This is a genomic window from Bosea sp. Tri-49 (assembly GCF_003952665.1).
Classification (GTDB): Bacteria; Pseudomonadota; Alphaproteobacteria; order Rhizobiales; family Beijerinckiaceae; genus Allobosea.
Map to the genome: position 1 here is coordinate 4,881,883 of NZ_CP017946.1, position 23,923 is coordinate 4,905,805.

Genomic DNA, 23,923 nt, shown 5'->3' on the forward strand with positions numbered 1-23,923 from the left:
CGCCATGGCCCGCCAGAAGCTGCTTTTCGTCGTCACCGAGGACTGGTTCTTCGCCTCGCATTTCCTGCCGATGGCGCGGGCCGCCGGCGAAATGGGGCTCGACGTCGCCGTGATCGCCCGCGAACGCAATTATCGCAGGGCGATCGAGGCGACCGGTGCGCGCCTGATCGCGTTGGAGGCGGAGCGCCGCTCGCTCTCGCCGGTCGCGCTGGTCAAGCAGGTCATGGCGCTGAAGCGCCTGATCGAGCGCGAAAAGCCCGACATCCTGCACTGCATCGCGCTGAAGCCGATCGTGCTCGCCGGCCTCGCCGGGCGGCTGGCCGGGGTCGAGCGGCGTGTCTATGCGCTGACCGGGCTCGGCTTCCTCGGCGCACGCGAGGGCGGGCTCGCCGATGCGGCGCGGCTGGGGGCGAAGCTGTGGCTGCGCGAGGCGATCGACGGGCCGCAGGTGCGCTTCCTGTTCGAGAATCCCGATGACCCGGTGACCCTCGGGCTCGATCCGGCCAATGCCGGGAAAGTCGCGATCGTCGGCGGCGCCGGGGTCGATCCGCTGATCCTGATGCCCGAGCCGATGCTGCCGCAGCCGCCGCTCAAGGTCGCGCTCGTTGCGCGCATGCTCTGGTCGAAGGGCGTCGATCTCGCGGTCGAGGCGGTGACTTTGGCGCGCAAGCAGGGCGCGCGGGTCGAATTGACCCTGCATGGTGCGCCCGATCCCTCCAACCCCAAGGCGGTGCCGGAGGCGACTTTGCGGGAATGGTCGGCGCGGCCGGGCATCACCTGGGCGGGGCCGACACGCGACATCGAGGATGTCTGGCGCAAGCATCATGTCTGCTGCCTGCCCTCGCGCGGCGGCGAGGGCCTGCCGCGGACCTTGCTGGAAGGCGCTGCCTGTGGGCGGGCGCTGCTGACGACCGATGTTCCAGGCTGCCGCTCCTTCGTCCGCACCGGCCAGGATGGTTTCGTCGTCCCCGCCAATGACATTGCCGCGTTGGCACAGGCGCTGGTGACGCTCGCCTCTTCGCCCGGTCAGGTCGAGCGCATGGGGCAAAGCGCGCGCGAGCGCCTGCTCGCCGGCTACACCGAGCGCGACGTCATGGACGGTGTGAAGGGCCTCTACCGGTCCCTGCTCGGCCAGCGGCAGGCGGATCTGGTCGCTTGAGCGCAGTGAACGCCACGCTGGACCGGCTCGCCTTCATTCGCACCCATACGCGGCTTCTGCCTGTGCCGCATGCGCCGGAGATTTCACTTCATGTCGCTGAGGAGGCGACCGAGCTCTGGCAGAAAACCGAAGAGGAGTTGGCGACGATCGGCCTGCCGCCGCCGTTCTGGGCTTTCGCCTGGGCCGGCGGGCAGGCGCTGGCGCGCTATATCCTCGACCATCCGGACGTCGTGCGCGGCCGGCGCGTGCTCGATTTCGCCAGCGGCTCCGGCCTCGTCGCCATCGCTGCAGCGAAGGCAGGCGCGATGCAGGTGATCGCGGCCGATATCGACGCCTTCGCCGCGGCCGCAATCGGGCTCAATGCGCAGGTGAACGGCGTTTCCATCGAAGCCCGGCTCGACGATCTCATCGGCCTCGACCAGGGCTGGGACGTCATCCTCGCGGGAGACATCTGCTATGAGCGCGAGCTCGCGGCGCAGGTGATCGACTGGCTTTGCGCCCTGTCACAGCGCGGCGCGACCGTGCTGATCGGCGATCCCGGCCGCAGTTATCTGCCGAAGGACAGGCTCACCGAAGTCGCGACCTATCAGGTACCGGTGACGCGGGCGCTTGAGGATGCCGAGATCAAGAAGAGCTCGGTCTGGGCACTGACGGGCGAAGGGCGCTAGACGGCGGGGGCTCTCGTTCAGGCGGCCCGGCTCGGCGCTTTCTCCGAGGGAATGCCGTCTTTGATGACGCCCCTGAGTTGATCCCGCAATTCGGGCGTATCCTGGTGCCCGTGAACCTTAACAGCATGCTGGACGGCCGCCTCCAGCAGTTCGCCCTCGGTATCGGCGCCGATCGCGATTGAGCAGTTCATCTCGCTCGGGAATTCACGGCAGTCGATGAATTTGCGTCCCATGGCATCCTCCCGATTGGAAGATCCGGCGCCCTTCAGGTCAAAGGGCTGCCTGGCCCACAATACGCCCAGGCGCGATTGCCGCAAAAGCGAAACGCAGTCCAACGATGCTGGCAAGCGTGACTATTCGGTCTACCGCGCCGTGACCATTGAGCTTGGGATTGAGACGAGAAGGGAACCGGCGCTACCGACACGGCAGCGCCCGGACCTGAACGCCGCCGCCGCGGCCCTCAGGCCGCCAGCACCACCACCTTCGTCTTGACCGGCGTGTTGTTGTACAGGTGGATCATGTCCTGCGTGAGCAGGCCGATGCAGCCGCTCGTGATACCGTTTCCAATCGATTCCGCGTCGAGCGAGGCGTAGATCGTGTAGAGCGTGTAGGCGCCGTTCTGATAGAGATGGAGCGTGCGCGCGCCGAGCGGGTTGTCGAGGCCGCCCGGCATACCGCGGGCATATTTGGCGGCCTCGGGCTGGCGCTTGATCATCTCCTTGGGCGGCGTCCAGGTCGCCCATTCGGACTTGCGCCCGACATAGGCATCGCCTTTCCAGCGGAAGCCGTCGCGGCCGACATTGGCGCCATAGCGGGTCGCGGTGCCGTCGCCTTCGACGCGATAGACGTAGTAATTGCCGGGATCGACGATGACCGTGCCCGGCGCTTCCCTGGTGTCGTAGGCGACCGTCCGGCGGAAATATTTCGGATCGACATGGGTGACATCGATCGCCGGGATCGGGAACTTCTCTTCCGGCACCGGTCCATAGAGCTTCTGCGCCTCGGCGAGGCTCATCCCGTCGGAGGTCGCGCAACCGCCGAGCCCGAGCGCGCCGAGACCGGCGGCAGAGCCGGCCAAGAACGAGCGGCGGTTGAGAAGCTCTGAACGACGTCCGAGCGGAGCGATCTTGCCGGCTTCGGCATTGCTATCGTCGATGATCATGGTCCTGGACTTCCCGTGTCCTGTAGCCCGGCAAGAGACTGCGCTGGCATACATCCGTTGAACGTCTTGGCTGGGCCGAGACTGCCGTCATGTGCCCTAGCTTGCAAGCCTTGCGCCCTTACCGCATTAGCGGCCTCACGTCTTACGAAATCGCTTCCTTCAGATCCAAGGTCCCCTGGACTCCGATGGCATCGTAGTTACGCTTCAGCCAGCGCTTGGCCGCGGTGCGGCCCATGTCGCGCAGGCTGAGCAGGAAGCTCCATTCGGAATTGAGGCGCGAAGATGAGGTCAGCTGCGCCAGCGGCAGGCCGCCGTCGATCCGATGCATCAGCACGCGCTTGTAGTCGCCGGTCGAGAGCTTGCCGTCGTCGAGCAGGCGGTTGACGAAGTCGATGGCGCGCAGTTCGCGCAGGAGCGAGGCGTTGAACGTGACCTCGTTCAGCCGGTCCTGGATCGCCCGCGCATTGGTCGGCAGGTCGCGACGCTCGAGCGGGTTGATCTGGACGAGCATGATGTCGTCGCCGGCAGCCTCGTAGAACAGCGGGAACAGCGGCGGGTTGCCCATATAGCCGCCGTCCCAATAGGCCTGTCCGTCGATCTCGACCGCCTGGAACAGCGCCGGCAGGCAGGCGGAGGCCATCAGGTGGTCGGCGGTCAGTTCCTGCCGGGTGAAGATCTTGATCTTGCCGGTGCGGACATTGGTTGCCGAGATGAACAGGTTGACGTCGGCGCAGCCCTGGACCTTGTCGAAATCGATCAGGTCGGCGATCACGCCGCGCAACGGATTGATGTTGAGCGGGTTGACGTCATAGGGGCTCGCCACCTTCGAGAGCAGCTCGAACCAGATCAACCCCGGCGGGCGCCCATCCGTCCAGGCGCCGAGCATGGTGTCGAGCAGCGAGCGCTCCGAGCCGCCATATTTGCCGTCGACGCTGATCCGGCGCCAGAAATTCTCCAGCGCCGTGCGGGCGCCGTCGCTGCCGCCGTCGAGCCAGCCCTCGGTCAGCACCACCGCGTTCATCGCGCCGGCGCTGGCGCCGGTCATCGCCTCGATGGCGAGGCGGCCATCGGAGAGGATCGCGTCGAGCACGCCCCAGGTGAACGCGCCGTGCGCGCCCCCGCCCTGGAGCGCGAGGTTGACCGACTTCTCGGCTTTCGGCCCCGCCAGGCCTTTGACCTGCGGGACCTTGCGCTTCCTGCGGCCGGTCACGCGGCGGTCCAGCCGCCGTCCATCGGCAGGGTCGTGCCGGTGATCGATTTCGCCGCATCGGTGCAGAGGAAGACGGCGAGCGCCGCGACCTGCTCGACGGTGACGAACTCCTTGGTCGGCTGGGCCAGCAGCAGCACGTCGTTGATGACCTGCTCCTTGGTCAGGTTGCGGGCCTTCATCGTGTCGGGGATCTGCTTCTCGACCAAAGGCGTCCAGACATAGCCGGGCGCGATCGCGTTGACGGTGATGCCATTGGTCGCGACTTCCAGCGCCACCGTCTTGGTGAAGCCGGCGATGCCATGCTTGGCCGCGACATAGGCCGATTTGAACGGCGAGGCGACGAAGGCGTGGGCGCTAGCCGTGTTGATGATCCGGCCCCAGCCCTTCGCCTTCATCTTCGGCAAAGCGGCGCGGGTGGCGTGGAAGGCCGAGGACAGGTTGATCGCGATGATCTGGTCCCATTTCTCGATCGGGAATTCTTCGACCGGGGCGACATGCTGGATGCCGGCATTGTTGACGAGGATGTCGATGGCACCGAATTCCTTTTCGGCGTCGGCGACCATGGCGGCGATCTCGTCCGGCTTCATCATGTTGGCGGCCGAGTAGCGCGCCTTGACCTTGAAGTCTTTCTCGATGCCGGCACGCTCCTTCTCGATCGCGTCAGCCTCGCCGAAGCCGTTGATCACGACATTGGCACCTTCGGCAGCGAGCGCGCGGGCGTAGGCCAGGCCGATGCCGGAGGTGGAGCCGGTGATGAGGGCGGTACGATCCTTGAGGAACATGGGGCGGCTCCTGACATTTGGCCTGAGAACGCTTAACTTACCGGCGGAGGCTGGCATTGCGCCAGCGAGGGAGCGTCGGTCACCAGGACGGTGCCCGATGTGCTATTGCAACGCAACATGACGAAAATGCAGCCTGCAAGCGACGATCACGACCACGCGCATGGCCAATGCCAGCATGCCCATGATCATTCGCGCCATGCCGCCACCGGCCTGGCGCGGGCCGAGGTGGTTTGCCGCGAGCGCGGCCTGCGCCTGACGCCGATCCGGCGCAAGGCGCTGGAAGCGCTCTATGGCGACCACAAGCCGGTCGGCGCCTATGATCTCGCCGACCGAATCTCGCCGCCGGGCGGGCGCCGGCTGGCGCCGATCTCGATCTACCGGGCGCTCGACTTCCTGGTCGAGCAGGGTTTCGTGCATCGCCTGAGCTCGCGCAACGCCTTCATCGCCTGTCCGCATGGCCACGGCGCCAACGAGACGGTCGCCTTCCTGATCTGCGAAGTCTGTGGTGGCGTCGACGAGGATGCATCGCCGGCGATGCGCGCGGCGATCAAGGGCATGGCTGAGGGGCGCCGCTTCCAGACTTCCTATCAGGTGGTCGAGATCGTCGGGCGCTGCGAGCACTGCCGCGACGCTGCCGCGGCTTGACGAGCACCGAGCGAGGGCGCAGTGCAACCGCGACGTGCCGCTGCCGGCCAAGGATCCGGATCATTTCATGAGTGAACAGCCGCTGACCTGCTTGCCCGAGGGGCCTGAGGCCGCGCCGGCCCCGCGCAAGCGTACCGTGCCTGTGATGGTCGGCCACGTGCAGGTCGGCGGTGGCGCACCGATCGTGGTGCAGTCGATGACCAATACCGACACCGCCGATATTCCGGCGACGGTCGGGCAGGTCGCGGCGCTGGCGCGGGCAGGTTCGGAGCTGGTCCGCATCACGGTCGATCGCGACGAGGCTGCGGCAGCCGTGCCTCATATCCGCGAGCGGCTCGACATCCTCGGCATCGACGTGCCGCTGATCGGCGATTTCCACTATATCGGCCACAAGCTGCTGACCGACCATTCGGCCTGTGCCCAGGCGCTGGCGAAATACCGGATCAATCCCGGCAATGTCGGCTTCAAGGACAAGAAGGACAAGCAGTTCGGCCAGATCGTCGAGCTCGCGATCAGGCACGGCAAGAGCGTGCGCATCGGCGCCAACTGGGGCTCGCTCGACCAGGAGCTGTTGACGTCGCTGATGGACATCAACGCTGCCGCGCGCAAACCGCTCGATGCGCGCGCGGTGATGCGCGAGGCGATGGTGCAGTCGGCTCTGTTCTCGGCCGAGCGCGCCGAGGAGATCGGGCTCGGTAAGGACAAGATCATCCTCTCGGCCAAGGTCTCGGGCGTGCAGGACCTGATCGCCGTCTATCGCATGCTGGCGGAACGCGGCGATTACGCCATCCATCTCGGCCTGACCGAGGCCGGCATGGGCTCGAAGGGGCTCGTCGCCTCCTCGGCGGCGCTCGGCGTGCTGCTGCAGGACGGGATCGGCGACACCATCCGCTTCTCGCTGACGCCGGAGCCGGGTGGCGACCGTACGCTCGAGGTCAAAGCCTCGCAGGAACTGCTGCAGACCATGGGCTTTCGCGCCTTCGTGCCGCTGGTTGCAGCTTGCCCTGGCTGCGGGCGGACGACCTCGACGGTGTTCCAGGAACTGGCGATGGACATCCAAAGCTGGATCTCGACCTCCATGCCGGAGTGGAAGACGCGCTATCCCGGCATCGAGGCGCTCAACGTCGCGGTGATGGGCTGCATCGTCAACGGCCCCGGCGAGTCCAAGCACGCCGATATCGGCATCTCGCTGCCCGGCACGGGCGAGGCGCCGACCGCGCCGGTCTTCGTCGACGGCAAGAAGGTTGCGACCTTGCGCGGCCCGGCCATCGCCGCCGAGTTCAAGACGATGGTCGAGACTTACGTCGAGCGGCGCTACGGCGCCCGGGCCGCTGCGGCCGAGTAGGCGCCGACGGCAATTCAATCGTTTGAAGCGATTTACGACGCGAGCCGGGCGAAAGTGGCTCCCACCTCCGCGGAACATGCTCTAGCGTCTTTGCCTGAAAGACATGCCGTGCTAGAGGCCCCGGCCTTTTCGCTGCATTGCAGCACCCGCGGAGTGCCCTGATGGGTCATGACCAGCAGCACTCGCCGGCCTCCAAGCCGGACGGTGATCGCTTCGGGCTCGACGAGCCGGCCGGCAACGGTCACTCCACGCAGAGCTATGCCGCGCTCGCCTTGGGAGCGCTGGGTGTCGTCTACGGCGATATCGGCACCAGCCCGCTCTATGCGCTGCGCGAGACGATCCTGGCCGCGACCGGCGCAGCCTCCGGCGGGCATGGCGGTGGCGCGGCGGTTACACTGGCTGCCCCATTGCCGCGCGAGGTGGTGATCGGCGTACTTTCGCTGATCCTGTGGTCGCTGGTCATCGTGGTGACGCTGAAATATGTCGTGCTGCTGCTGCGGGCCGACAATAACGGCGAGGGTGGTACGCTGACCCTGGTGGCGCTGGCGCAGCGTGCGCTCGGGCGCACGCGCGGTGGCATCGTGCTCTTCCTCGGCATGGCGGGCGCGGCGCTGTTTTATGGCGATGCGGTGATCACCCCGGCGATCTCGGTGCTCTCGGCGGTCGAGGGCCTGAAGCTGGCGACGCCGGTGCTCAACGACTACGTCATCACCATCGCGTCGGTGATCCTGATCGCGCTGTTCCTGGTGCAGAGCCGCGGCACCGGCAAGGTCGCCAATTTCTTCGGCCCGGTCATGACGATCTGGTTTTTGACCCTGGCCGGCCTCGGAATCTACCACATCTCCGACGATCTCGGCGTTTTCGCCTCGATCAATCCCTATTGGGGCGTGCGCTTCTTCATCGACCATCCGGGCCTGTCGCTGGCCGTGCTCGGCAGCGTCTGCCTGGCGGTTACGGGAGCGGAGGCGCTCTATGCCGATATGGGCCATTTCGGTCGCGGGCCGATCCGCAGCGCTTGGATCTACCTGGTCTTCCCGGCCTTGTGGCTGAACTATCTCGGCCAGGGCGCGCTGATCCTGTCCGACCCGACTGCGATCGACAATCCGTTCTACAAGCTCGCCCCGCCGGCGCTGATCCTGCCGCTGGTGATCATGGCGACGCTCGCCACCATCATCGCGAGCCAGGCGGTGATCACCGGCGCCTATTCGCTGACCCGGCAGGCGATCCAGCTCGGCCTCCTGCCACGGCTCGAGATCCGCCACACCTCCGAGCACACCTCCGGGCAGATCTACATCCCGCGCATCAACGTGCTGCTGCTCTTCACCGTGCTGCTGCTGGTCTGGACCTTCAAGACCTCGTCCAACCTCTCGCACGCCTACGGCATCTCGGTGTTCGGTGCGATGCTGGTCGACTCGCTGCTCGCCTTCATCGTGATCTGGCGTGGTTGGCGCTGGGGGCTGGCGGCCGCTGTAGCCGTGATTCTGCCCTTCCTCATCATCGACGTCGCCTTCTTCTCGGCGAACCTGCTGAAGCTGCTCAGCGGCGGCTATGTGCCGGTGCTGTTCGCGATGGCGCTCGTTCTCCTGATGTGGACCTGGGTGCGCGGCACCAAGATCCTGTTCGACAAGACCCGCAAGACCGACGTGCCGCTGCTCGAATTGGTCGGCATGCTGACCAAGAGCCCGCCCTACCGGGTCAAGGGCATGGCAGTGTTCCTGACCAGCGACCCCGAGACGGCGCCGGCCTCGCTGCTGCACAACCTCAAGCACAATAAGGTGCTGCACGAGCGCAACGTGATCCTCACGGTGCGCTCGGCCGATACGCCGCGCGTCGCCGAGAGCGAGCGCGTCAGGCTCTCGCGCATCACCGACGATTTCTGGCGCGTCGAGATGATCTACGGCTACATGGAGAGCCCGAACGTGCCGAAGGGGCTGGCCATCCTGCGCAAGCAGGGCTTCAAGTTCGACATCATGTCGACCTCGTTCTTCCTGTCGCGCCGCTCGATCAAGGCGTCCCCGCAATCGGGCATGCCGATCTGGCAGGACAATCTCTATATCGGCCTGACCAAGAGCGCGACCGACGCCACCAACTTCTTCCAGATTCCGACCGGCCGCGTCGTCGAGGTCGGCACGCAGGTGACGGTCTGAGGGGCGTCAGCTCTTGCGCTGGGCGGTGAACTCGGCAGCCGCGCGCAGCATGGCCGCCTCCGGCCCGAACACCGCGAGGGCTGCGATCGCCTCCTGGCTCAGCCGATCTCGCCCGCGCTTGGCGGCGTCGAGCCCGAGCGCCGCGATGAGCGTGGCCTTGCCCTTGGCATCGTCCTTGGCGGTCGCCTTGCCCATCTGTTCCGAGCTCGCCTCGATGTCGAGGATGTCGTCGGCGACCTGGAAGGCGGCGCCGAGCGCCTTGCCATAGCGCTCCAGCGCGGCCATCCGCGCCGGATCGGCTTGGCCGAGGCGGGCACCGATCAGGACGCTGCCGGCGAGCAGGGCGCCGGTCTTCATCGCCTGCATCTGCCGAATCTCGGCCTCGCCGAGCCTGGCTGGAGCGCCATCGGTGGAGAAGCGCCCTTCGGCGGCGAGATCGAGCATCTGGCCGCCGACCATGCCGCCGAGGCCGAGCGAGCGGGCGAGCTGCAGGATGATCGCGGCACGGGTCTCGCCATCCGAGTGTGTCTTGGGATCCGCGATGACGTCGAAGGCGAGCGTCAGCAGGCCGTCGCCGGCGAGGATCGCGGTCGCCTCATCGAAGGCCTTGTGCACGGTCGGTCGGCCGCGACGGGTATCGTCGTCGTCCATGGCCGGCAGGTCGTCATGGACCAGCGAATAGCAATGGGCGAGCTCGACGGCCGCTCCGGCGCGCAGCGCCTGCTCGGCGGGGACGTCGAAGAGCTTCGCCGTTTCGACGACGAGGAAGGGTCGCAGGCGCTTGCCGCCGGCGAGCGCGCCATGGCGCATCGCCGCGAGCAGGCGGACAGGACGATGGACTTCGCCGGCCTCGGGCTTATCCTGCAGCAATGCTTCGAGCAGTGCCTCGATTGCCGATGCCGTTTCCGACAGGGCGCTGGCCAAAGCCGCGGCGGGGGCGGTCCGTTCCACGGAACTCATGATCACTTCTCGCGTTGGCTGGCGGAGTTTGGCGCGCGGGGCTTGCCGGAGGCAGTCGTAATCGTCAAGCGTGGGGGAATGACGCGCATGGCTGACACTCCGGCTCCGCGACGCGGGAGTCTCGCGGGCCGGATCATCCGTGCGCTGATCCGGCTGGTGATGGCGCTGCTGGTCGTCTTCGTCGCCTTGCTGCTGCTCTATCGTTTCGTGCCGGCGCCCTCGACTTTGATGCTCGGCCGCTGGCTGACCTTCCGTGCGGTCGAGCGCGATTGGGTGCCGCTGGCGCAGATCTCGCCGTATCTCATCCGCGCCGTGATTGCCTCGGAGGATCAGCGCTTCTGCTCGCATGCCGGTGTCGACTGGGGCGAGCTCAACGCCGTGCTCCAGGACGAGGATGGACCGAGCCGCGGCGCATCGACGCTGACCATGCAGACGGCCAAGAATCTCTTCCTCTGGCCGGGCCGTTCCTATCTGCGCAAGGGGATGGAGCTGCCGATGGCGCTGGCGATCGATCTCGCCTGGCCAAAGCGGCGGGTGATCGAGGTCTATCTCAACATCGCCGAATGGGGGGACGGCATCTTCGGGGCAGAAGCCGCAGCCCTGCGCCATTTCGGCAAGCCGGCCTCCCGATTGACGCCCGCGGAGGCGGCGAAGCTCGCCGGGGCGCTGCCGAACCCGATCCTGCGCAATCCCTCGCAGCCGAGCCGCGCGCTGCAGTCGGCCGCCGGACGGGTGCAGCGGCGGATGAACCAGCTCGGGCCGCTCGGCAACTGTGCGCTTCCTTCCTGAGGAAGCGGTCGGGTGCCACTTTTTCCGCAGCATGGTCTAGCCAGAGCCCGCGCGAGCGTGTAAAGGCCAGCCCTCATCACGAATGTGACGTCGTCGCGACAGTGGTGCGGGTGAGAAGCCCCGCCTCGCGCGAAGGCATGATGGAGAGTACCGATGGCCGTTCCGAAGAGAAAGACCTCGCCGTCGAAGCGCGGCATGCGCCGCTCGGCCGACGCGCTGAAGCAGCCCACCTATATCGAAGACAAGAACTCGGGCGAGCTGCGCCGTCCGCACCATATCGACCTGAAGTCCGGCATGTATCGCGGCCGTCAGGTGCTGAAGGCCAAGACCGAGGCCTGAGGCGACGCGCCCATCCGGGCTCCGTCTCCATGACCGAAGAGTGCCGGCCGCGAGGCCGGCCTTTTTCGTTTGGGCGTCAGGCCGAGCGAAGCAGCCTGCGGGGCAGGCCGCGGCTCGCAATCCCTTCATAATAGCGACGGGCGCCAATGAATGGGGTTTCGCGGTCGCGGCGGGCGAACGGGCCGATTCCGGCGTGGCTGGCGGCAAGCTGGACGAGAAAAGCGGCCGAGACGCACGGGGTGCGCTCCTCCTCGTAGGCGAAGGCTGCCTCGGGTCGTTCTGCCTCGACCATTGTACCGCTCCGGAACATTCGAGGGTTCGGGAACGAATCCTTGCAATCCGGACGCCAATCTTAACCCAGCGTTAACGCAGGTACATGCATCGTTTCGGGACAGTTCCCGCCATCCCACATCCAGAACGGGGCGGTTTCTTCCCTATCGCCCGAGGCAGCCGCACCCATGCCTGCGCCGTCCCTGTTCGGATCCCGCGACGAGAGGATCGTCGAGCCGCGCAGCCTGCTCTCCTCGATCGGCGAAGTCGCATATAGCTGGGACATCGGCAGCGACACGTTGAGCTGGGGTCCGAACGCGGTGGAGGTGCTTGGCCCGGTGCCGGCAGCAGTACTGGGGCGGGGCCTGGCCTTCGCCGGGCTGGTCGAACCCGGCAGCGGCCGCAGCCGCTATGACGCGATCTTCTCCTCGGGCGGGCAGGATCTAGGCGATGGGGCGATCTATCGCACGCGCTACGCCGCCGATCTCGCCGGCCGCAAGATGTGGATCGAGGATGCGGGGCGGTGGTTCGCCGGCATCGACGGCCGCCCGGCAAGTGCGCGTGGCGTGCTCAGGCTGGAGCGCGCAGTGCGGCCGGAAGAGCTTGCCATGGCGGGCAGCGATCTCTGCGATCGCGATGCCCTGGTCGAGCGTGTCGACGAGGCTCTGGCGGAGAATCTTCCGGCGGAGCGCTCCGTTGTCGTGCTCATCGCGTCGATCGGCGATCTTGCGCGGCTCAACAACGATTTCGGCCATGAGGGGACCGAGGAGATCATCGAAGAGGTCAGGCAGCGCCTGCACTCGGTAATGCGCCGGCGCGACCAGCTGATGCACTATGCCGGCAACCGTTTCGCCATCCTCCTCGGTGCGTGCCCGGCCAATCAGATCGAGGCGGCTGCGCAGCGCTTCATCAAAGCCGTGGCGCGCTCCGCAGTCGAGACCTCGCGCGGGATCGCGCTGGCGCGGCTGCGCGTCGGGGCCGCGATCGCTCCCGATCTATCCCGCCACGGCTCGGTGCTGGTCGAGGCCGCCGAGAATGCGCTCGCCGGCGCCGAGGCAGGCGCCCGCGACGCTGCCGTGATCGCGCAACGCCCTGTCGCGGCCGAAGCGGGCGAGGTCGCACCGCGTCTCGACCTCGAGGCTGTCGCCGCACTCAACGAGCGCAAGGTGAGGCTGGCGCTCCAGCCGGTGGTGACGGCCAAGGGCCGTGCTCTGGCCTTCAGCGAGGCGTTGCTGCGGGTCGAACGTCCGCAAGTTGGCGGCTTCCTTGCCGCAGCGGAGCTGGTGCCGCTGCTCGAAAGACGCGGGCTGGTCGGCCTGTTCGACCATCGCGTGTTCGAGCTTGCCATGTCGCTTCTGGCGGATCGGCCGGAAGCGGTGCTGTCGATCAACGTCTCGCCGCGTTCACTCACCGATCCGGACTGGATCGAGGGCTTCGAAGCTGGGGTCGGGGCGAACCCGGCCGCTGCGAAGCGTCTGATCGTCGAGGTCACCGAGACCGCTACGATCGAGGATCCGGCGCGCATGGCGAAGCTGCTCACCCGAGTCAAGCAATGCGGTCCCCGCATTGCGATCGATGATTTCGGAGCGGGCCACACCTCGCTCAGGCACCTGCGCGCCTTTCCGATCGACATCCTCAAGCTCGATGGCGCCTTCACGCAAAATCTGCGGCGTTCGACCGACGATCGCTTCTTCGTGCGTACCCTACTCGAACTGGCTCATCACCTCGGCGTCGAGACGGTCGCCGAATGGGTCGACGACGAGTTGCAGGCTTCGATGTTGTGCGATTGGGGTGTGACCTATCTGCAAGGCCACATGGTCGGCAAGGCCGAACTGTGGCTCTCGGAGGGCGCGCCCGACAGGCCGCTGCTGCAGGCCGCGGGCTGAGCCTCTTTCCGCTCGGCGGTTCAGCCGAGCGGACATGACGGCCAGAGGCGTCTCATTTCTCCTTGGCGAGCCGGTCCAGCCGCTCACGCATTTCGCTAAGCTCGCGCTTCAGGTCGCCGAGCTCGCCGTTCTCGCCCCCCTTTGCGGGCGCCTCGCCGCGGCCTTTCGCAGCGGCTGCCGCCGCGAACGGATTGAACAGCCTGAACGCCTCGGTGAACATCGCCATGTTGGCGCGGGTCTGGGCCTGGAGCGCGTCGATGGCGCCGGTACCAAAGGCCTTGCTCATCTGCTCGCGGATTTTGTTCTGATCCTGGGTCAGATTGTCCATCGAGAATTCGAGATAGCGCGGCACCAGCGCCTGCATGCTGTCGCCGTAGAAGCGGATCAGCTGACGCAGAAAGGCGATCGGCAGCAGGTTCTGCCCGTCCTTGCTCTCTTCCTCGAAGATGATCTGGGCCAGCACCGAGCGGGTGATGTCGTCGCCGCTCTTGGCGTCATAGACGACGAAATCCTCGCCGTTGCGCACCAGGCCGGCCAGATCCTCCAATGTGACGTAGGAGCTCGTACCCGTGTGGTATAGCCGGCGATTGGCGTATTTCTTGATGACAGTCGGTTCTTTGTCGCTGGCCATCGACACCCACACGGCTGTTGCGGCCACAACCCGGGGATCGGGCAAGGCCGGAAATCGGTCCCGAATGTGACGATAGCTCTTCGGCTGCCTGCTGCAAGTTTTTTGAGCGCAGGGCGGGGCTGCGCCGAGTTTGCCTCGATGATGGGCTTAGCCGTCTCGCCGTCTTGACGGCGTCGTCCGCCCCTTCGAAGGTGGGCGGGACACGTCGTACGGCCGGATGGCCGGCGGAAGAGAACCGGAGGATGGGCCCCATGGCTGAGAATGACATCGTGATCGTCGGTGCGGCGCGCACCGCCGTGGGTTCCTTCAGCGGCGCCTTCGCCAACACGCCGGCTCACGATCTCGGCTCGGCGGTGATCAAGGAGGTGCTGAAGCGCGCCAAGGTCGAAGCCGGAGAGGTCGACGAGGTCATCCTTGGCCAGGTGCTGACAGCGGCGCAGGGCCAGAACCCGGCCCGCAAGGCGGCCTTCGATGCCGGCGTGCCGCAGGGCGCGACCGCCTGGGGCCTCAATCAGGTCTGCGGTTCGGGCCTGCGCGCGGTGGCGATCGGCATGCAGCAGATCGCCAATGGCGACGCCAACATCATCGTCGCCGGCGGCCAGGAATCGATGTCGCTCTCGGCCCATGCCGCCCATATGCGCGCCGGCACCAAGATGGGCGACGTCAAGTTCATCGACACGATGATCAAGGACGGCCTTTGGGATATCTTCCACGGCTATCACATGGGCACCACGGCTGAGAACGTCGCGACCAAATGGCAGATCAGCCGCGAGGAGCAGGACCGCTTCGCCGTCGGCTCGCAGAACAAGGCCGAGGCGGCCAGGAAGGCCGGCCGGTTCAAGGACGAGATCGCGCCCGTGACGGTTTCGACGCGCAAGGGCGACATCGTCGTCGACGCCGACGAGTACATCCGCGATGGCGCGACGCTCGAGGCGATGGCCAAGCTCAGGCCCGCCTTCTCGAAGGATGGCACGGTGACCGCCGGCAATGCCTCGGGTATCAATGATGGCGCTGCGGCGCTCGTCCTGATGACGGCGAAGGAAGCGAGCAAGCGCGGCCTCACCCCGCTGGCCCGCATCGCCTCCTGGGCGACGGCCGGCGTCGATCCGGCGATCATGGGCTCAGGCCCGATCCCGGCGACGCGCAAGGCGCTCGAGAAGGCCGGCTGGAAGGTCGGTGATCTCGATCTCGTCGAGGCCAACGAGGCTTTCGCGGCGCAGGCGCTGGCGGTGAACAAGGATCTCGGCTGGGACCCCGATATCGTCAACGTCAATGGCGGCGCGATCGCGATCGGCCACCCGATCGGCGCCTCCGGCGCGCGCGTGCTGGTGACGCTGCTGCACGAAATGGCCAAGCGCGACGCCAAGAAGGGGCTCGCGACGCTCTGCATCGGCGGCGGCATGGGCATCGCCCTTGCAGTGGAGCGCTGACAGCGCCTCGCCATGCCGAAGCAGACCACGCTCTATCGCTATCTCACCGGCCCCGATGACGCCTCGTTCTGTCATCGGGTCTCGGAAGCTTTGAGCCGGGGCTGGATCCTCTATGGTCACCCGACCCTGACCTATGACGCGAAGGTGGGTCGGGTGATCTGCGGCCAGGCGATCATCAAGGATGTCGACCGGACTTACGAGCCCGGTCTCGATCTCAGCAAAGAATAACGCGGCCTCGTAGCCGCGTCTAAGAGGGAGAAGGCGACGATGGCTAAAGTTGCATTAGTTACGGGGGGCACACGCGGCATTGGCGCGGCGATCTGCAAGGCTCTGCATGAAGCGGGCTACAAGGTCGCCGCGAGCTATGCCGGCAACGACGAGGCCGCCGCCAAGTTCAAGGCCGAAACCGGAATTCCGGTCTATAAATGGGATGTCGGCGACTACGATGCCTGCGCCGCCGGCATCGCCAAGGTCGAGGCCGAGGTCGGGCCGGTCGATATTCTCGTCAACAATGCCGGCATCACCAAGGACGGCTTCTTCCACAAGATGACCAAAGACCAGTGGTCAGCCGTCATCCGCACCAATCTCGATTCACTATTCAACATGACGCGACCGGTGATCGAAGGCATGCGCGGGCGCGGCTTTGGCCGGATCATCGTGATCTCCTCGATCAACGGCCAGAAGGGCCAGATGGGCCAGGTCAACTATTCGGCGGCCAAGGCCGGCGATATCGGCTTCGTCAAGGCGCTGGCGCAGGAGAATGCCAACAAGGGCATCACGGTCAACGCGATCACGCCGGGCTATATCGGCACCGACATGGTCGCTGCCATGCCGGAGGAGGCGCTGACGCGCGTCGTCGCCGGCATCCCGGTCGGGCGTCTTGGCAAGCCGGAGGAGATCGCGCAGACGGTGGTCTTCCTCGCTTCGGACAATGGCGCTTTCGCCACGGGCGCGACCTTTGCGGTCAATGGCGGCCAGTACATGGCCTGAGCGGCATCGCCTGCCTTTTCGTATCCGCCCGCTGCGTTCGAGAGCGCGCAGCGGGTTTTTTACGAGATGTTGTCTGCCACTGAATGCAATCAGGTCATGAAATGCCGATTGCTTGGCTCCCTTTGAAACACAACCTTTTCAGCTGCTTCCGGCAATGACGGCCTGACCGACCCGTGGCGCCCGTTAGGGTTGCTTTAATGATCGCGGACAATTTTCGCTGGACCTGTGATTAGAATCACTTCGACAATCGGCGGCATAGTCGACGAATCGTCCTTCGCTCCTCCGCAAGCGTTGTCCGGCGAGTCGCCAGCGACATTGCGAGGAGGGAAGTATGCAAAGACTCGCCCGGACACGCCCTCTTGCTTTGCTGTCGACTTCGTCGCTGATCGCCTGTGCGTTCTACGCTGACACCGCCCTCGCGGGCTGCGGAGCGACCACTGCCGGAAACGATATTGTCGTCTGTGACGCCGGCACGGCGCCTGATCCGACTGCCGCGCCGATCAACCTCCAGGCCGGCAATGACACGCTGACCGTCAACAGCGGCACCTATAGCGGCGGCATCACTGGCGGCGCCGGAACCAAGACCGTCACCTTCGCCGGGGGAACCATCGCCAACTACACAAACGCTGACGGCACCAGCCTGATCACGCTGCCCGGCGGCAGCACTGTCACAGTGACGGGCGGTGTTACGACCGATGTCGGCGCCGACCGGTTCGAGATCAATGCCGGGACGGTCAACGGCGCCGTCAGCCAAGGCTTGGGCATCGACACTTTCGTCATGACTGGCGGTACGATCGGCTCGCTGGCGCAGGGCGACCAGCGCGACAGTTTCCTGATGACCGGGGGCACCATCGTCGGTGCCTTCGAGGACGGCGACGTCGCGACGATGAGCGGTGGCACGATCGGCCGCGTTGACATGAAGCTCGACAACAACATCTTCGACATGTCGGGCGGCCGGATCATCGGCAACCTGGTGGCGGGCTTCGGCAACGACACGATCACGGTCTCGGGCGGTTCGATCGGCGGCAATATCAGCGTCAGCGGCGGCACCGACAGCGTCACCGTGACGGGCGGGGCGATCGGTGGCGAGATCCGCATGAGCACCGGCACCGACACCTTCCTCTGGCAGGGGGGTGGCACGATCGGCGGCCTGATCGACATGGGCGATGGCAACGACACTGCGACGCTGCGCAATCTCGGCGATGCTCATGTCTCGGCGACGCAGCGGATCACCGGCGGCGACGGTACTGACCTCCTGGTGCTCGCCGGGGCCGGTCCCACGGCGATGAATGCGAGCCTGGTCACCGGTTTCGAGCGGCTGAACAAGATCGAACCCGGTACGTGGACGCTGAGCGGTTCACTGACTGATTTTCAGACCGTCAACGTGCAGCAGGGCACGCTACGGCTGATCGGCGACAATTCCGCTTTCACGGGCCAGACGATCGTTGACCCGGCCGGCATCCTCGAAGGTCCGGCGCTGGGCATCACGCCGACCGTCACCAATAACGGTCTGGTCCGCTTCACCCAGCCTGATGTCGGCACTTATGCCGGGGTGATCAGTGGCACCGGAGCGGTCGAGAAGACCGGCGCCGGCACGACGATCCTGACCGGCGCCAACACTTTTACCGGTGGCACCACCATCGCCCAGGGAACGCTACAGCTCGGCGCCGGCGGCACGAGCGGCAGCATCGTCGGCAATGTCACCAACAACGGCACGCTCGCCTTCAACCGCTCCGACGCGGTGACGTTCGCCGGTATCATCTCAGGGACTGGCGCGGTCACGCAGGTGGGGGCCGGCACGACGATCCTGACCGGCAACAATACCTATATGGGCGGCACGACCATCGCCCAGGGAACGCTGCAACTCGGCGCCGGCGGCACCAGCGGCAGCATCGTCGGTGACGTCGTGAACAACGGCACGCTCGCCTTCAACCGTTCCGACGCAGTGACGTTCGCCGGCACGATCTCCGGAACCGGCGCGGTCTCGCAGGTGGGAGCCGGCACGACGGTGCTGACCGGCACTAACACCTACACCGGGGGCACCACCATCGCCCAGGGAACGCTGCAACTCGGCGCCGGCGGCACGAGCGGCAGCATCGTCGGCAATGTCACCAACAACGGTACGCTCGTCTTCAACCGCTCCGACGCGGTGACGTTCGCCGGCACCATCTCCGGAACCGGCGCGGTCACGCAGGTGGGGGGCGGCACGACGGTGCTGACCGGCACTAACACCTATACGGGCGGCACGACCATCGCCCAGGGAACATTGCAACTCGGCGCCGGCGGCACGAGCGGCAGCATCGTCGGCAATGTCACCAACAACGGCACGCTCGTCTTCAACCGCTCCAACGCGGTGACGTTCGCCGGTATCATCTCCGGAGCCGGCGCGGTCTCGCAGGTGGGTTCCGGTACGACGGTGCTGACCGGCAGCAACACCTATACGGGCGGCACGACCATCGCCCAGGGAACGCTGCAGCTTGGCGCCGGCGGCACGAGCGGCAGCATCGTCGGCAATGTCACGAACAACGGTACGCTCGCCTTCAACCGTTCCGATCTTGTGACGTTCGCCGGCATCATCTCCGGAACCGGTGCGGTCACGCAGGACGGCGCCGGCACGACGGTGCTGACCAGCGTCAACACCTATACCGGTGCGACGAATGTCACGGCCGGCACGCTAGCGATCGGCGATGCGGCCAATCGCGGTGCGGCGCTGGCGGGGGGCGGGCCTGTCTCGGTCTTCGCAGGCGCGACATTCGGCGGTTATGGCCGGGTCGCGGGCTCTGTGACGAATAATGGCCGGATCGCGGTGGCCGATGCGGTGGCCGCCTTTGCAGGTGGCGGCACGGGCAACTTCACGATCGCAGGCACGCTGACCAATGCGGGCCTCGCGCAGGTTGGCGGCGCCGGCGTCGGCAATACCCTGACCGTGTCCAATTATGTCGGGCACGGCGGCACCGTCGGGCTCAACACCTATCTCGGCAGCGACGGCTCGCCTTCGGACCTGCTGGTGATCAATGGCGGCACGGCAAGCGGGACCTCAGGGCTCGCGATCCGCAATGTCGGCGGGCCGGGCGGCGCCACGGCCGGGGACGGAATCCTGGTGGTCAATGCCATCAACGGCGCGACGACGAGCGCAGCCGCCTTCTCGCTTGCCGGACCGGTCGCGGCCGGCGCCTATGAATATATCCTGTTCCACGGCAGCACCACCGGCGGATCGAGCGAGAACTGGTATCTGCGCAACACGGTCGTCGCGGAAACGGGTGGCTCGGATACGCAAGCCGCGCCGGGCTCGCCGCCGCTGCCCGATGTACCAGCCGGCTCGGACCCCATTCCGCTCTATCGGCCGGAGGTCGCCGCCTACGCTGCTGTTCCGGCCATGGCGCGACGTCTCGGCGTGGCGACGCTCGGCACCTTCCATCAGCGGCGCGGCGAGCAGGGCCTGCTGGATGGCCAGGGCAGCTTCGCCGCCGGTTGGGGGCGGGTCTTCGGCGAACGGACGGAGCAGCGCTGGTCCGGAACCGTCGATCCGGAATTCGACGGCCGTATCTGGGGGCTGCAGACTGGCCTCGACCTCTATGGGATCGACCACCCGAGCGGCCACCGTGACCGGTTCGGCCTGTTCTTCGGTTATGGGCGCGCCGAGGGCGACATCCGTGGTTTCGCCGTCGGCCAGCGGCGCAGCCCGGTCGGCAAGCTCACGCTCGATTCGAAGAGTCTCGGAGCCTATTGGACGCATCTTGGCCCGACGGGGTGGTATGTCGATGCCGTGCTGATGCACAGCTGGCTCGATGGCGATGCGCGCTCAAATCGCGGCGTGCGCGGCGACATCGAGGGCAGCTCGGTGACCGCCTCGCTCGAGGGCGGTTATCCGATCGCGCTGGGTGCCGGCATCACGCTTGAACCACAGGCGCAACTGATCTGGCAGCACCTGTCGCTGGATCGGATCCGTGACAGGTTCTCAGCCGTCGCCTTCGACAATGGCGACAGTCTGACGGGGCGGGTCGGCGCCCGTCTGCAGACGAGCTTCCTGTGGGGCTCCGCCGAGCTCCAGCCCTATCTGACGGCGAATCTCTGGCACAATTTTAGCCGTACGGACAAAGTCCTGTTCGATGCGACCGATGTGATCCCGACGCGATTCAAGGGAACTTCGCTCGAGGTCGGCGGTGGCGTGGTTGCCAAGATTACCGCCAATGTCAGCCTCTACGTGACCGGCGGCTATGTGACGGCGCTCGGCGACGACAAGGGCCACAGCCTGCGTGGCAATCTCGGATTGCGTGTCATCTGGTGAGCTGCGCTGTCGCGAGACGGTGGCGCGAACCTGTTACGAGCGTGCGCCCTTCGGCAACAGGAAGGTCAGAAGCCCGAAGGCCGGCAGCCAGGCGCAGAGGGCGAAGACCTGGATGATGCCGATCTTGTCGGCGAGTGCGCCGAGCGCCGCCGCTGCCACGCCACCGAGGCCGAAGGCAAGGCCATAGAACAGCCCGCCGACCAGCCCGACCCGGTGCGGCACCAGGTCGATCGCGTAGATCAGGATCGCCGAGAAGGCGCTCGCCATGATGAAGCTGATGACGACGCTCAGGATCACGGTCCAGGTGAGGTCGGCATAGGGCAGAGCGAGCGCGAAGGGCAGGCTGCCCAGGATCGACAGCCAGATCACGCGGTGGCGGCCGATCCGGTCGCCGATCATGCCGCCGATGATCACGCCGACGGCGCCGACGACAAGATAGAGAAAGAGCAGGATCTGCGAGAGCTGCAGCGAAACCTGGAAGCGCTCGATGAGGTAGAAGGTGTAGTAGGAGGTGAAGGAGGCCGTATAGGCGTTCTTCGAGAACAGGATGACGATCAGCACCGCCATTGCCAGCAGGACGCGGCGGCGCGGCATGCCATGCGAGGCGACGTCTTCCGCATGGCTTTTCGAAGCGACCTGCTCGCGGCGGAAGGCGGTATAGCGCGCGCCGATCCAGGCCATCAGCATCATGGCGACGAGCACGATGCCGGAAAACCAGGACAGGCTCTCCTGGCCGTTGGGCACCACGACGGCAGCGGCGAGCAGCGGGCCGATCGCATAGCCGGCATGGCCGCCGACCTGGAAGACGCCCTGCGCCAGACCCTGCCGGCCGGCGGCGGCATGGCGGGCCATGCGCGTGGCTTCGGGATGGAATACGGCCGAGCCGGTACCGACCAGCGCCGCCGCGATCAGCACCATCGGGTAGCTGTGGGCGAAGGCAAGCGAGAGCAGGCCGGCCAGCGTCGCGCCCATGCCGGCGACCATCGCATAGGGCCAGGGCTTCTTGTCGGTCAGGTAGCCGAGGATCGGCTGCAGCAGCGAGGAGGTGACCTGGAAAGCCAGCGTGATCAGGCCGATCTGCACGAAGTCGAGCTGATAGGTGTCCTTGATCAGCGGGTAGACCGCCGGGATCATCGACTGGATCAGGTCGTTGAGCAGATGGGCGACACTGAGCGCCATCAGGACCGGCATCAGCGGGCGGGAAGCGCTCGGCAGGGGGATCGTCGTCATGCCCCGACGCTTGCCTCCGCATGTCAGCGCGGTCAATCGCTCGGCGAAGCACCCGGCGCATGCCGGCCATCACGCCGAAGCTGGGCGGCATCAGTCTAGCGCGGGGGGACAGGATTGCTCTGGAGCCTCTTCGCCAAGGCCTGGCCTGCGTTGAGGATATGCGCTTCCAGGGTCCGCGCCGCCTCTTCGATCCTGCCCGCCACAAGATGATCGAGAATTTGCCGGTGCTCTGAATCGGAGCGCGGCTGCCAAGCCAAGTCTCGCCAGGTCGCGAACAGGAAGCGCGCCGAGGTGCGGTGCAGATCGTCGATGGTCGCGAGCAGCCGCTTCATGCGGCAGGACGCCGTGATCGCGCGGTGGAAGCGTTCGTTTGCGCGCTGCCAGACCAGCAGTTCCCCGCTCGCTTCAGCTTCGGCAAGGGCTGCGGCGGCCTCATCCAGATCGGCTGCCGTCAACCGAGCAAAACCCTGGCGCAACGCCAGCGCCTCCAGTGCCGCCCGCATCGTCGTGACTTCGAGCACGAGGTCGGGTTCGAGCGGGGCGACACGGACCCCGCGCCGCGGCTCGCTGACCAGCAATCCTTGCGCTTCGAGCGTGCGGAAGGCCTCGCGGACCGGCACATGGCTCGCGCCGAACTCGGCGGCGACATGGTCCTGCCGCACCGGCGCGCCGGGTGCCAGCGCCCCCGTGACGATGCGCTGCGCCAGGCTGCGCGCGATGCGCCCCGCGAGCGAGTGATCGCTGTCGCTCTGGTCTTGCAAGCTCATGGTCTGTATGATTTCATAGATAATATATGATTTAAGGTGTCCATATGCTCCGCCAACGACCGTCACGCCTGCGCCATATCGCCGGAATCGGCGTCGACCGCATGGGATCAATCGCCGATGCTTCGGGCAAGGATTTCCTGCGGTTGGAGAATCTCGACACCGACATCCCTCCCGATCCCGCGGCGATCGCGCGCACGGTACGCGCCGCCAGCGAGGATGCCCACAACAGCTATCTGCCCTTCATTGGCCAGGCGCGCTTGCGCGAGATCGCGGTGCGGCATGTCTCGGCGCTGGCGGGGGTGAGCTATAGTGGCGAGCGCAATTGCGTGATCTCGGCCGGCGGTCTCTCCGGCATCCTCAATGTGCTGCTGGCGACGATCGAGGTCGGCGACGAGGTGATCGTCACCGATCCGACCTATGCCGGGCTGATCAACCGTGTGCGGCTTGCAGGCGGGGTGCCGCGCTTCACGCCCTTCATCTTCGAGCCGGGCGGCGAATGGCGGCTCGATCGCGAGGCGTTGCGTGCCAGCATCGGGCCGAAGACCACGGCGATGCTGCTGATGTCGCCGTCTATGCCTTCCGGCGGCTGCCTCGACGCCGGCGACTGGGCGCTCGTAGCCGAGCTCTGCGTCGCGCACGACCTGCTGCTGATCGTCGACACGGCGATGGAGCGGCTGGTCTTCGACGGCCGCCCGGTGCTGCATCCGGCCGGGCTGCCCGGCATGGCGGAGCGGACGATCACGGTCGGCTCCTCCGCCAAGGAGCTGCGCATGATCGGTTGGCGCGTCGGCTGGATCGTGGCGCCGGAGGCGCTCATGCCCGATCTGGTCGCCGTGTCGCTGGCCAATGTCGTCGTGCCGGTGGGCATCGGGCAGGACGCGGTGGCGGCTGCGCTGGAGAACTCCGCGACGACGCTGACGCCTTATGTCGACGAACTGCAGGCGCGGCGCGATTGCGTGCTGGAGGAACTGCGCGGCCTGCCGGTCGGAGTCCCCGGCGGCGGCTGGTCGCTGCTACTGCGCGTCTCGGATTTCGGGCTCGACGGGGCGGCGATGTCTGAGAAGCTGCTAGCCCAGGGCGTCTGCGCCACCTCCATGGCCGGCTGGGGCGAGACGCATGGCGCGCAATACATCCGCTTCGTCTACGCCAATGAGCCGGTTGCACGCCTGCGCGGGCTGGGCGACCGCGTTCGCGCGGCGCTTGGCCTGTAGTCGCTGGTTCAATC

At 66.5% G+C, this 23,923-nt stretch carries 22 protein-coding genes; 13 read left to right on the top strand and 9 right to left on the bottom strand.

Going from position 1 to position 23,923, the window contains the following annotated elements; translation table 11 throughout:
* Positions 1-4 precede the first annotated feature (4 nt).
* Positions 5-1,159 carry a glycosyltransferase family 4 protein gene (locus BLM15_RS23590; protein ID WP_236846396.1) on the top strand — a complete coding sequence of 385 codons (1,155 nt, stop codon included), beginning with the start codon at positions 5-7 and terminating at the stop codon, positions 1,157-1,159.
* Positions 1,160-1,164: 5 nt separating this feature from the next.
* Positions 1,165-1,827: a class I SAM-dependent methyltransferase gene (locus BLM15_RS23595; protein WP_126116326.1), complete on the top strand. Its 663-nt coding sequence runs from the start codon at positions 1,165-1,167 to the stop codon at positions 1,825-1,827.
* Between the two features lie 17 nt (positions 1,828-1,844).
* Here BLM15_RS23595 and BLM15_RS23600 read toward each other — a convergent pair whose 3' ends face one another.
* From BLM15_RS23600 to BLM15_RS23615, 4 genes are all read right to left on the bottom strand, one after another.
* On the bottom strand, positions 1,845-2,060 hold the full coding sequence (locus tag BLM15_RS23600; protein WP_126115039.1) for a DUF1059 domain-containing protein: 216 nt from the start codon (positions 2,058-2,060) through the stop codon (positions 1,845-1,847).
* A gap of 227 nt (positions 2,061-2,287) precedes the next feature.
* On the bottom strand, positions 2,288-2,989 hold the full coding sequence (locus BLM15_RS23605; protein ID WP_126115040.1) for a L,D-transpeptidase: 702 nt from the start codon (positions 2,987-2,989) through the stop codon (positions 2,288-2,290).
* 142 nt (positions 2,990-3,131) lie between these two features.
* A complete protein-coding gene (locus tag BLM15_RS23610; RefSeq protein ID WP_206438561.1) occupies positions 3,132-4,199 on the bottom strand; it encodes a patatin-like phospholipase family protein in 1,068 nt (355 codons plus the stop codon).
* Positions 4,196-4,981 carry a 3-hydroxybutyrate dehydrogenase gene (locus BLM15_RS23615; protein WP_126115041.1) on the bottom strand — a complete coding sequence of 262 codons (786 nt, stop codon included), beginning with the start codon at positions 4,979-4,981 and terminating at the stop codon, positions 4,196-4,198. The genes BLM15_RS23610 and BLM15_RS23615 overlap by 4 nt, the downstream gene beginning before the upstream one ends.
* A gap of 117 nt (positions 4,982-5,098) precedes the next feature.
* On the opposite strand from BLM15_RS23615, the gene BLM15_RS23620 reads away from it, so the two are divergent.
* From BLM15_RS23620 to BLM15_RS23630, 3 genes are all read left to right on the top strand, one after another.
* Positions 5,099-5,626, top strand: a complete 528-nt coding sequence (locus BLM15_RS23620; RefSeq protein ID WP_126115042.1) for a transcriptional repressor — start codon at positions 5,099-5,101, stop codon at positions 5,624-5,626.
* Positions 5,627-5,693: 67 nt separating this feature from the next.
* Entirely contained in the window at positions 5,694-6,971 is a 1,278-nt protein-coding gene (gene ispG, locus BLM15_RS23625) for a flavodoxin-dependent (E)-4-hydroxy-3-methylbut-2-enyl-diphosphate synthase (RefSeq protein WP_126115043.1), read from the top strand.
* Positions 6,972-7,132: 161 nt separating this feature from the next.
* Complete coding sequence (locus BLM15_RS23630; RefSeq protein WP_126115044.1) at positions 7,133-9,118, top strand: potassium transporter Kup; 1,986 nt, start codon at positions 7,133-7,135, stop codon at positions 9,116-9,118.
* Positions 9,119-9,124: 6 nt separating this feature from the next.
* Here BLM15_RS23630 and BLM15_RS23635 read toward each other — a convergent pair whose 3' ends face one another.
* The gene (locus BLM15_RS23635; protein ID WP_126115045.1) at positions 9,125-10,078 is read right to left on the bottom strand and encodes a polyprenyl synthetase family protein; all 954 of its coding nucleotides are present in this window, start codon (positions 10,076-10,078) and stop codon (positions 9,125-9,127) included.
* A gap of 87 nt (positions 10,079-10,165) precedes the next feature.
* Between BLM15_RS23635 and mtgA the strand changes: the two genes are divergently transcribed.
* Entirely contained in the window at positions 10,166-10,867 is a 702-nt protein-coding gene (mtgA, locus tag BLM15_RS23640) for a monofunctional biosynthetic peptidoglycan transglycosylase (protein WP_236846397.1), read from the top strand.
* 153 nt (positions 10,868-11,020) lie between these two features.
* Entirely contained in the window at positions 11,021-11,206 is a 186-nt protein-coding gene (rpmF, locus tag BLM15_RS23645; RefSeq protein ID WP_057189713.1) for a 50S ribosomal protein L32, read from the top strand.
* Between the two features lie 76 nt (positions 11,207-11,282).
* On the opposite strand, the gene BLM15_RS23650 is transcribed toward rpmF, so the two are convergent.
* Positions 11,283-11,498 (bottom strand): hypothetical protein, encoded by a 216-nt coding sequence (locus BLM15_RS23650; protein ID WP_126115047.1) that lies wholly within the window; start codon positions 11,496-11,498, stop codon positions 11,283-11,285.
* A 166-nt stretch (positions 11,499-11,664) separates the two neighbouring features.
* Between BLM15_RS23650 and BLM15_RS23655 the strand changes: the two genes are divergently transcribed.
* Positions 11,665-13,362, top strand: a complete 1,698-nt coding sequence (locus tag BLM15_RS23655; RefSeq protein ID WP_126115048.1) for an EAL domain-containing protein — start codon at positions 11,665-11,667, stop codon at positions 13,360-13,362.
* 52 nt (positions 13,363-13,414) lie between these two features.
* Here BLM15_RS23655 and phaR read toward each other — a convergent pair whose 3' ends face one another.
* Positions 13,415-13,993 (bottom strand): polyhydroxyalkanoate synthesis repressor PhaR, encoded by a 579-nt coding sequence (phaR, locus tag BLM15_RS23660; protein WP_126115049.1) that lies wholly within the window; start codon positions 13,991-13,993, stop codon positions 13,415-13,417.
* A 251-nt stretch (positions 13,994-14,244) separates the two neighbouring features.
* Between phaR and BLM15_RS23665 the strand changes: the two genes are divergently transcribed.
* The 4 genes from BLM15_RS23665 (at position 14,245) to BLM15_RS23680 (ending at position 20,701) form a co-directional block, all read left to right on the top strand.
* On the top strand, positions 14,245-15,423 hold the full coding sequence (locus BLM15_RS23665; RefSeq protein WP_126115050.1) for an acetyl-CoA C-acetyltransferase: 1,179 nt from the start codon (positions 14,245-14,247) through the stop codon (positions 15,421-15,423).
* Positions 15,424-15,435: 12 nt separating this feature from the next.
* Complete coding sequence (locus tag BLM15_RS23670; protein WP_126115051.1) at positions 15,436-15,651, top strand: DUF1737 domain-containing protein; 216 nt, start codon at positions 15,436-15,438, stop codon at positions 15,649-15,651.
* Positions 15,652-15,690: 39 nt separating this feature from the next.
* Positions 15,691-16,413 carry an acetoacetyl-CoA reductase gene (gene phbB / locus BLM15_RS23675; RefSeq protein WP_126115052.1) on the top strand — a complete coding sequence of 241 codons (723 nt, stop codon included), beginning with the start codon at positions 15,691-15,693 and terminating at the stop codon, positions 16,411-16,413.
* 331 nt (positions 16,414-16,744) lie between these two features.
* A complete protein-coding gene (locus BLM15_RS23680) occupies positions 16,745-20,701 on the top strand; it encodes an autotransporter outer membrane beta-barrel domain-containing protein (RefSeq protein ID WP_126115053.1) in 3,957 nt (1,318 codons plus the stop codon).
* 33 nt (positions 20,702-20,734) lie between these two features.
* Here BLM15_RS23680 and BLM15_RS23685 read toward each other — a convergent pair whose 3' ends face one another.
* Positions 20,735-21,931 (bottom strand): MFS transporter, encoded by a 1,197-nt coding sequence (locus BLM15_RS23685; protein WP_126115054.1) that lies wholly within the window; start codon positions 21,929-21,931, stop codon positions 20,735-20,737.
* A gap of 95 nt (positions 21,932-22,026) precedes the next feature.
* A complete protein-coding gene (locus BLM15_RS23690; RefSeq protein WP_236846398.1) occupies positions 22,027-22,764 on the bottom strand; it encodes a GntR family transcriptional regulator in 738 nt (245 codons plus the stop codon).
* Here BLM15_RS23690 and BLM15_RS23695 point away from each other — a divergent pair.
* Positions 22,743-23,909: a pyridoxal phosphate-dependent aminotransferase gene (locus tag BLM15_RS23695; RefSeq protein WP_126115055.1), complete on the top strand. Its 1,167-nt coding sequence runs from the start codon at positions 22,743-22,745 to the stop codon at positions 23,907-23,909. The genes BLM15_RS23690 and BLM15_RS23695 overlap by 22 nt on opposite strands.
* Positions 23,910-23,923: the final 14 nt, after the last annotated feature.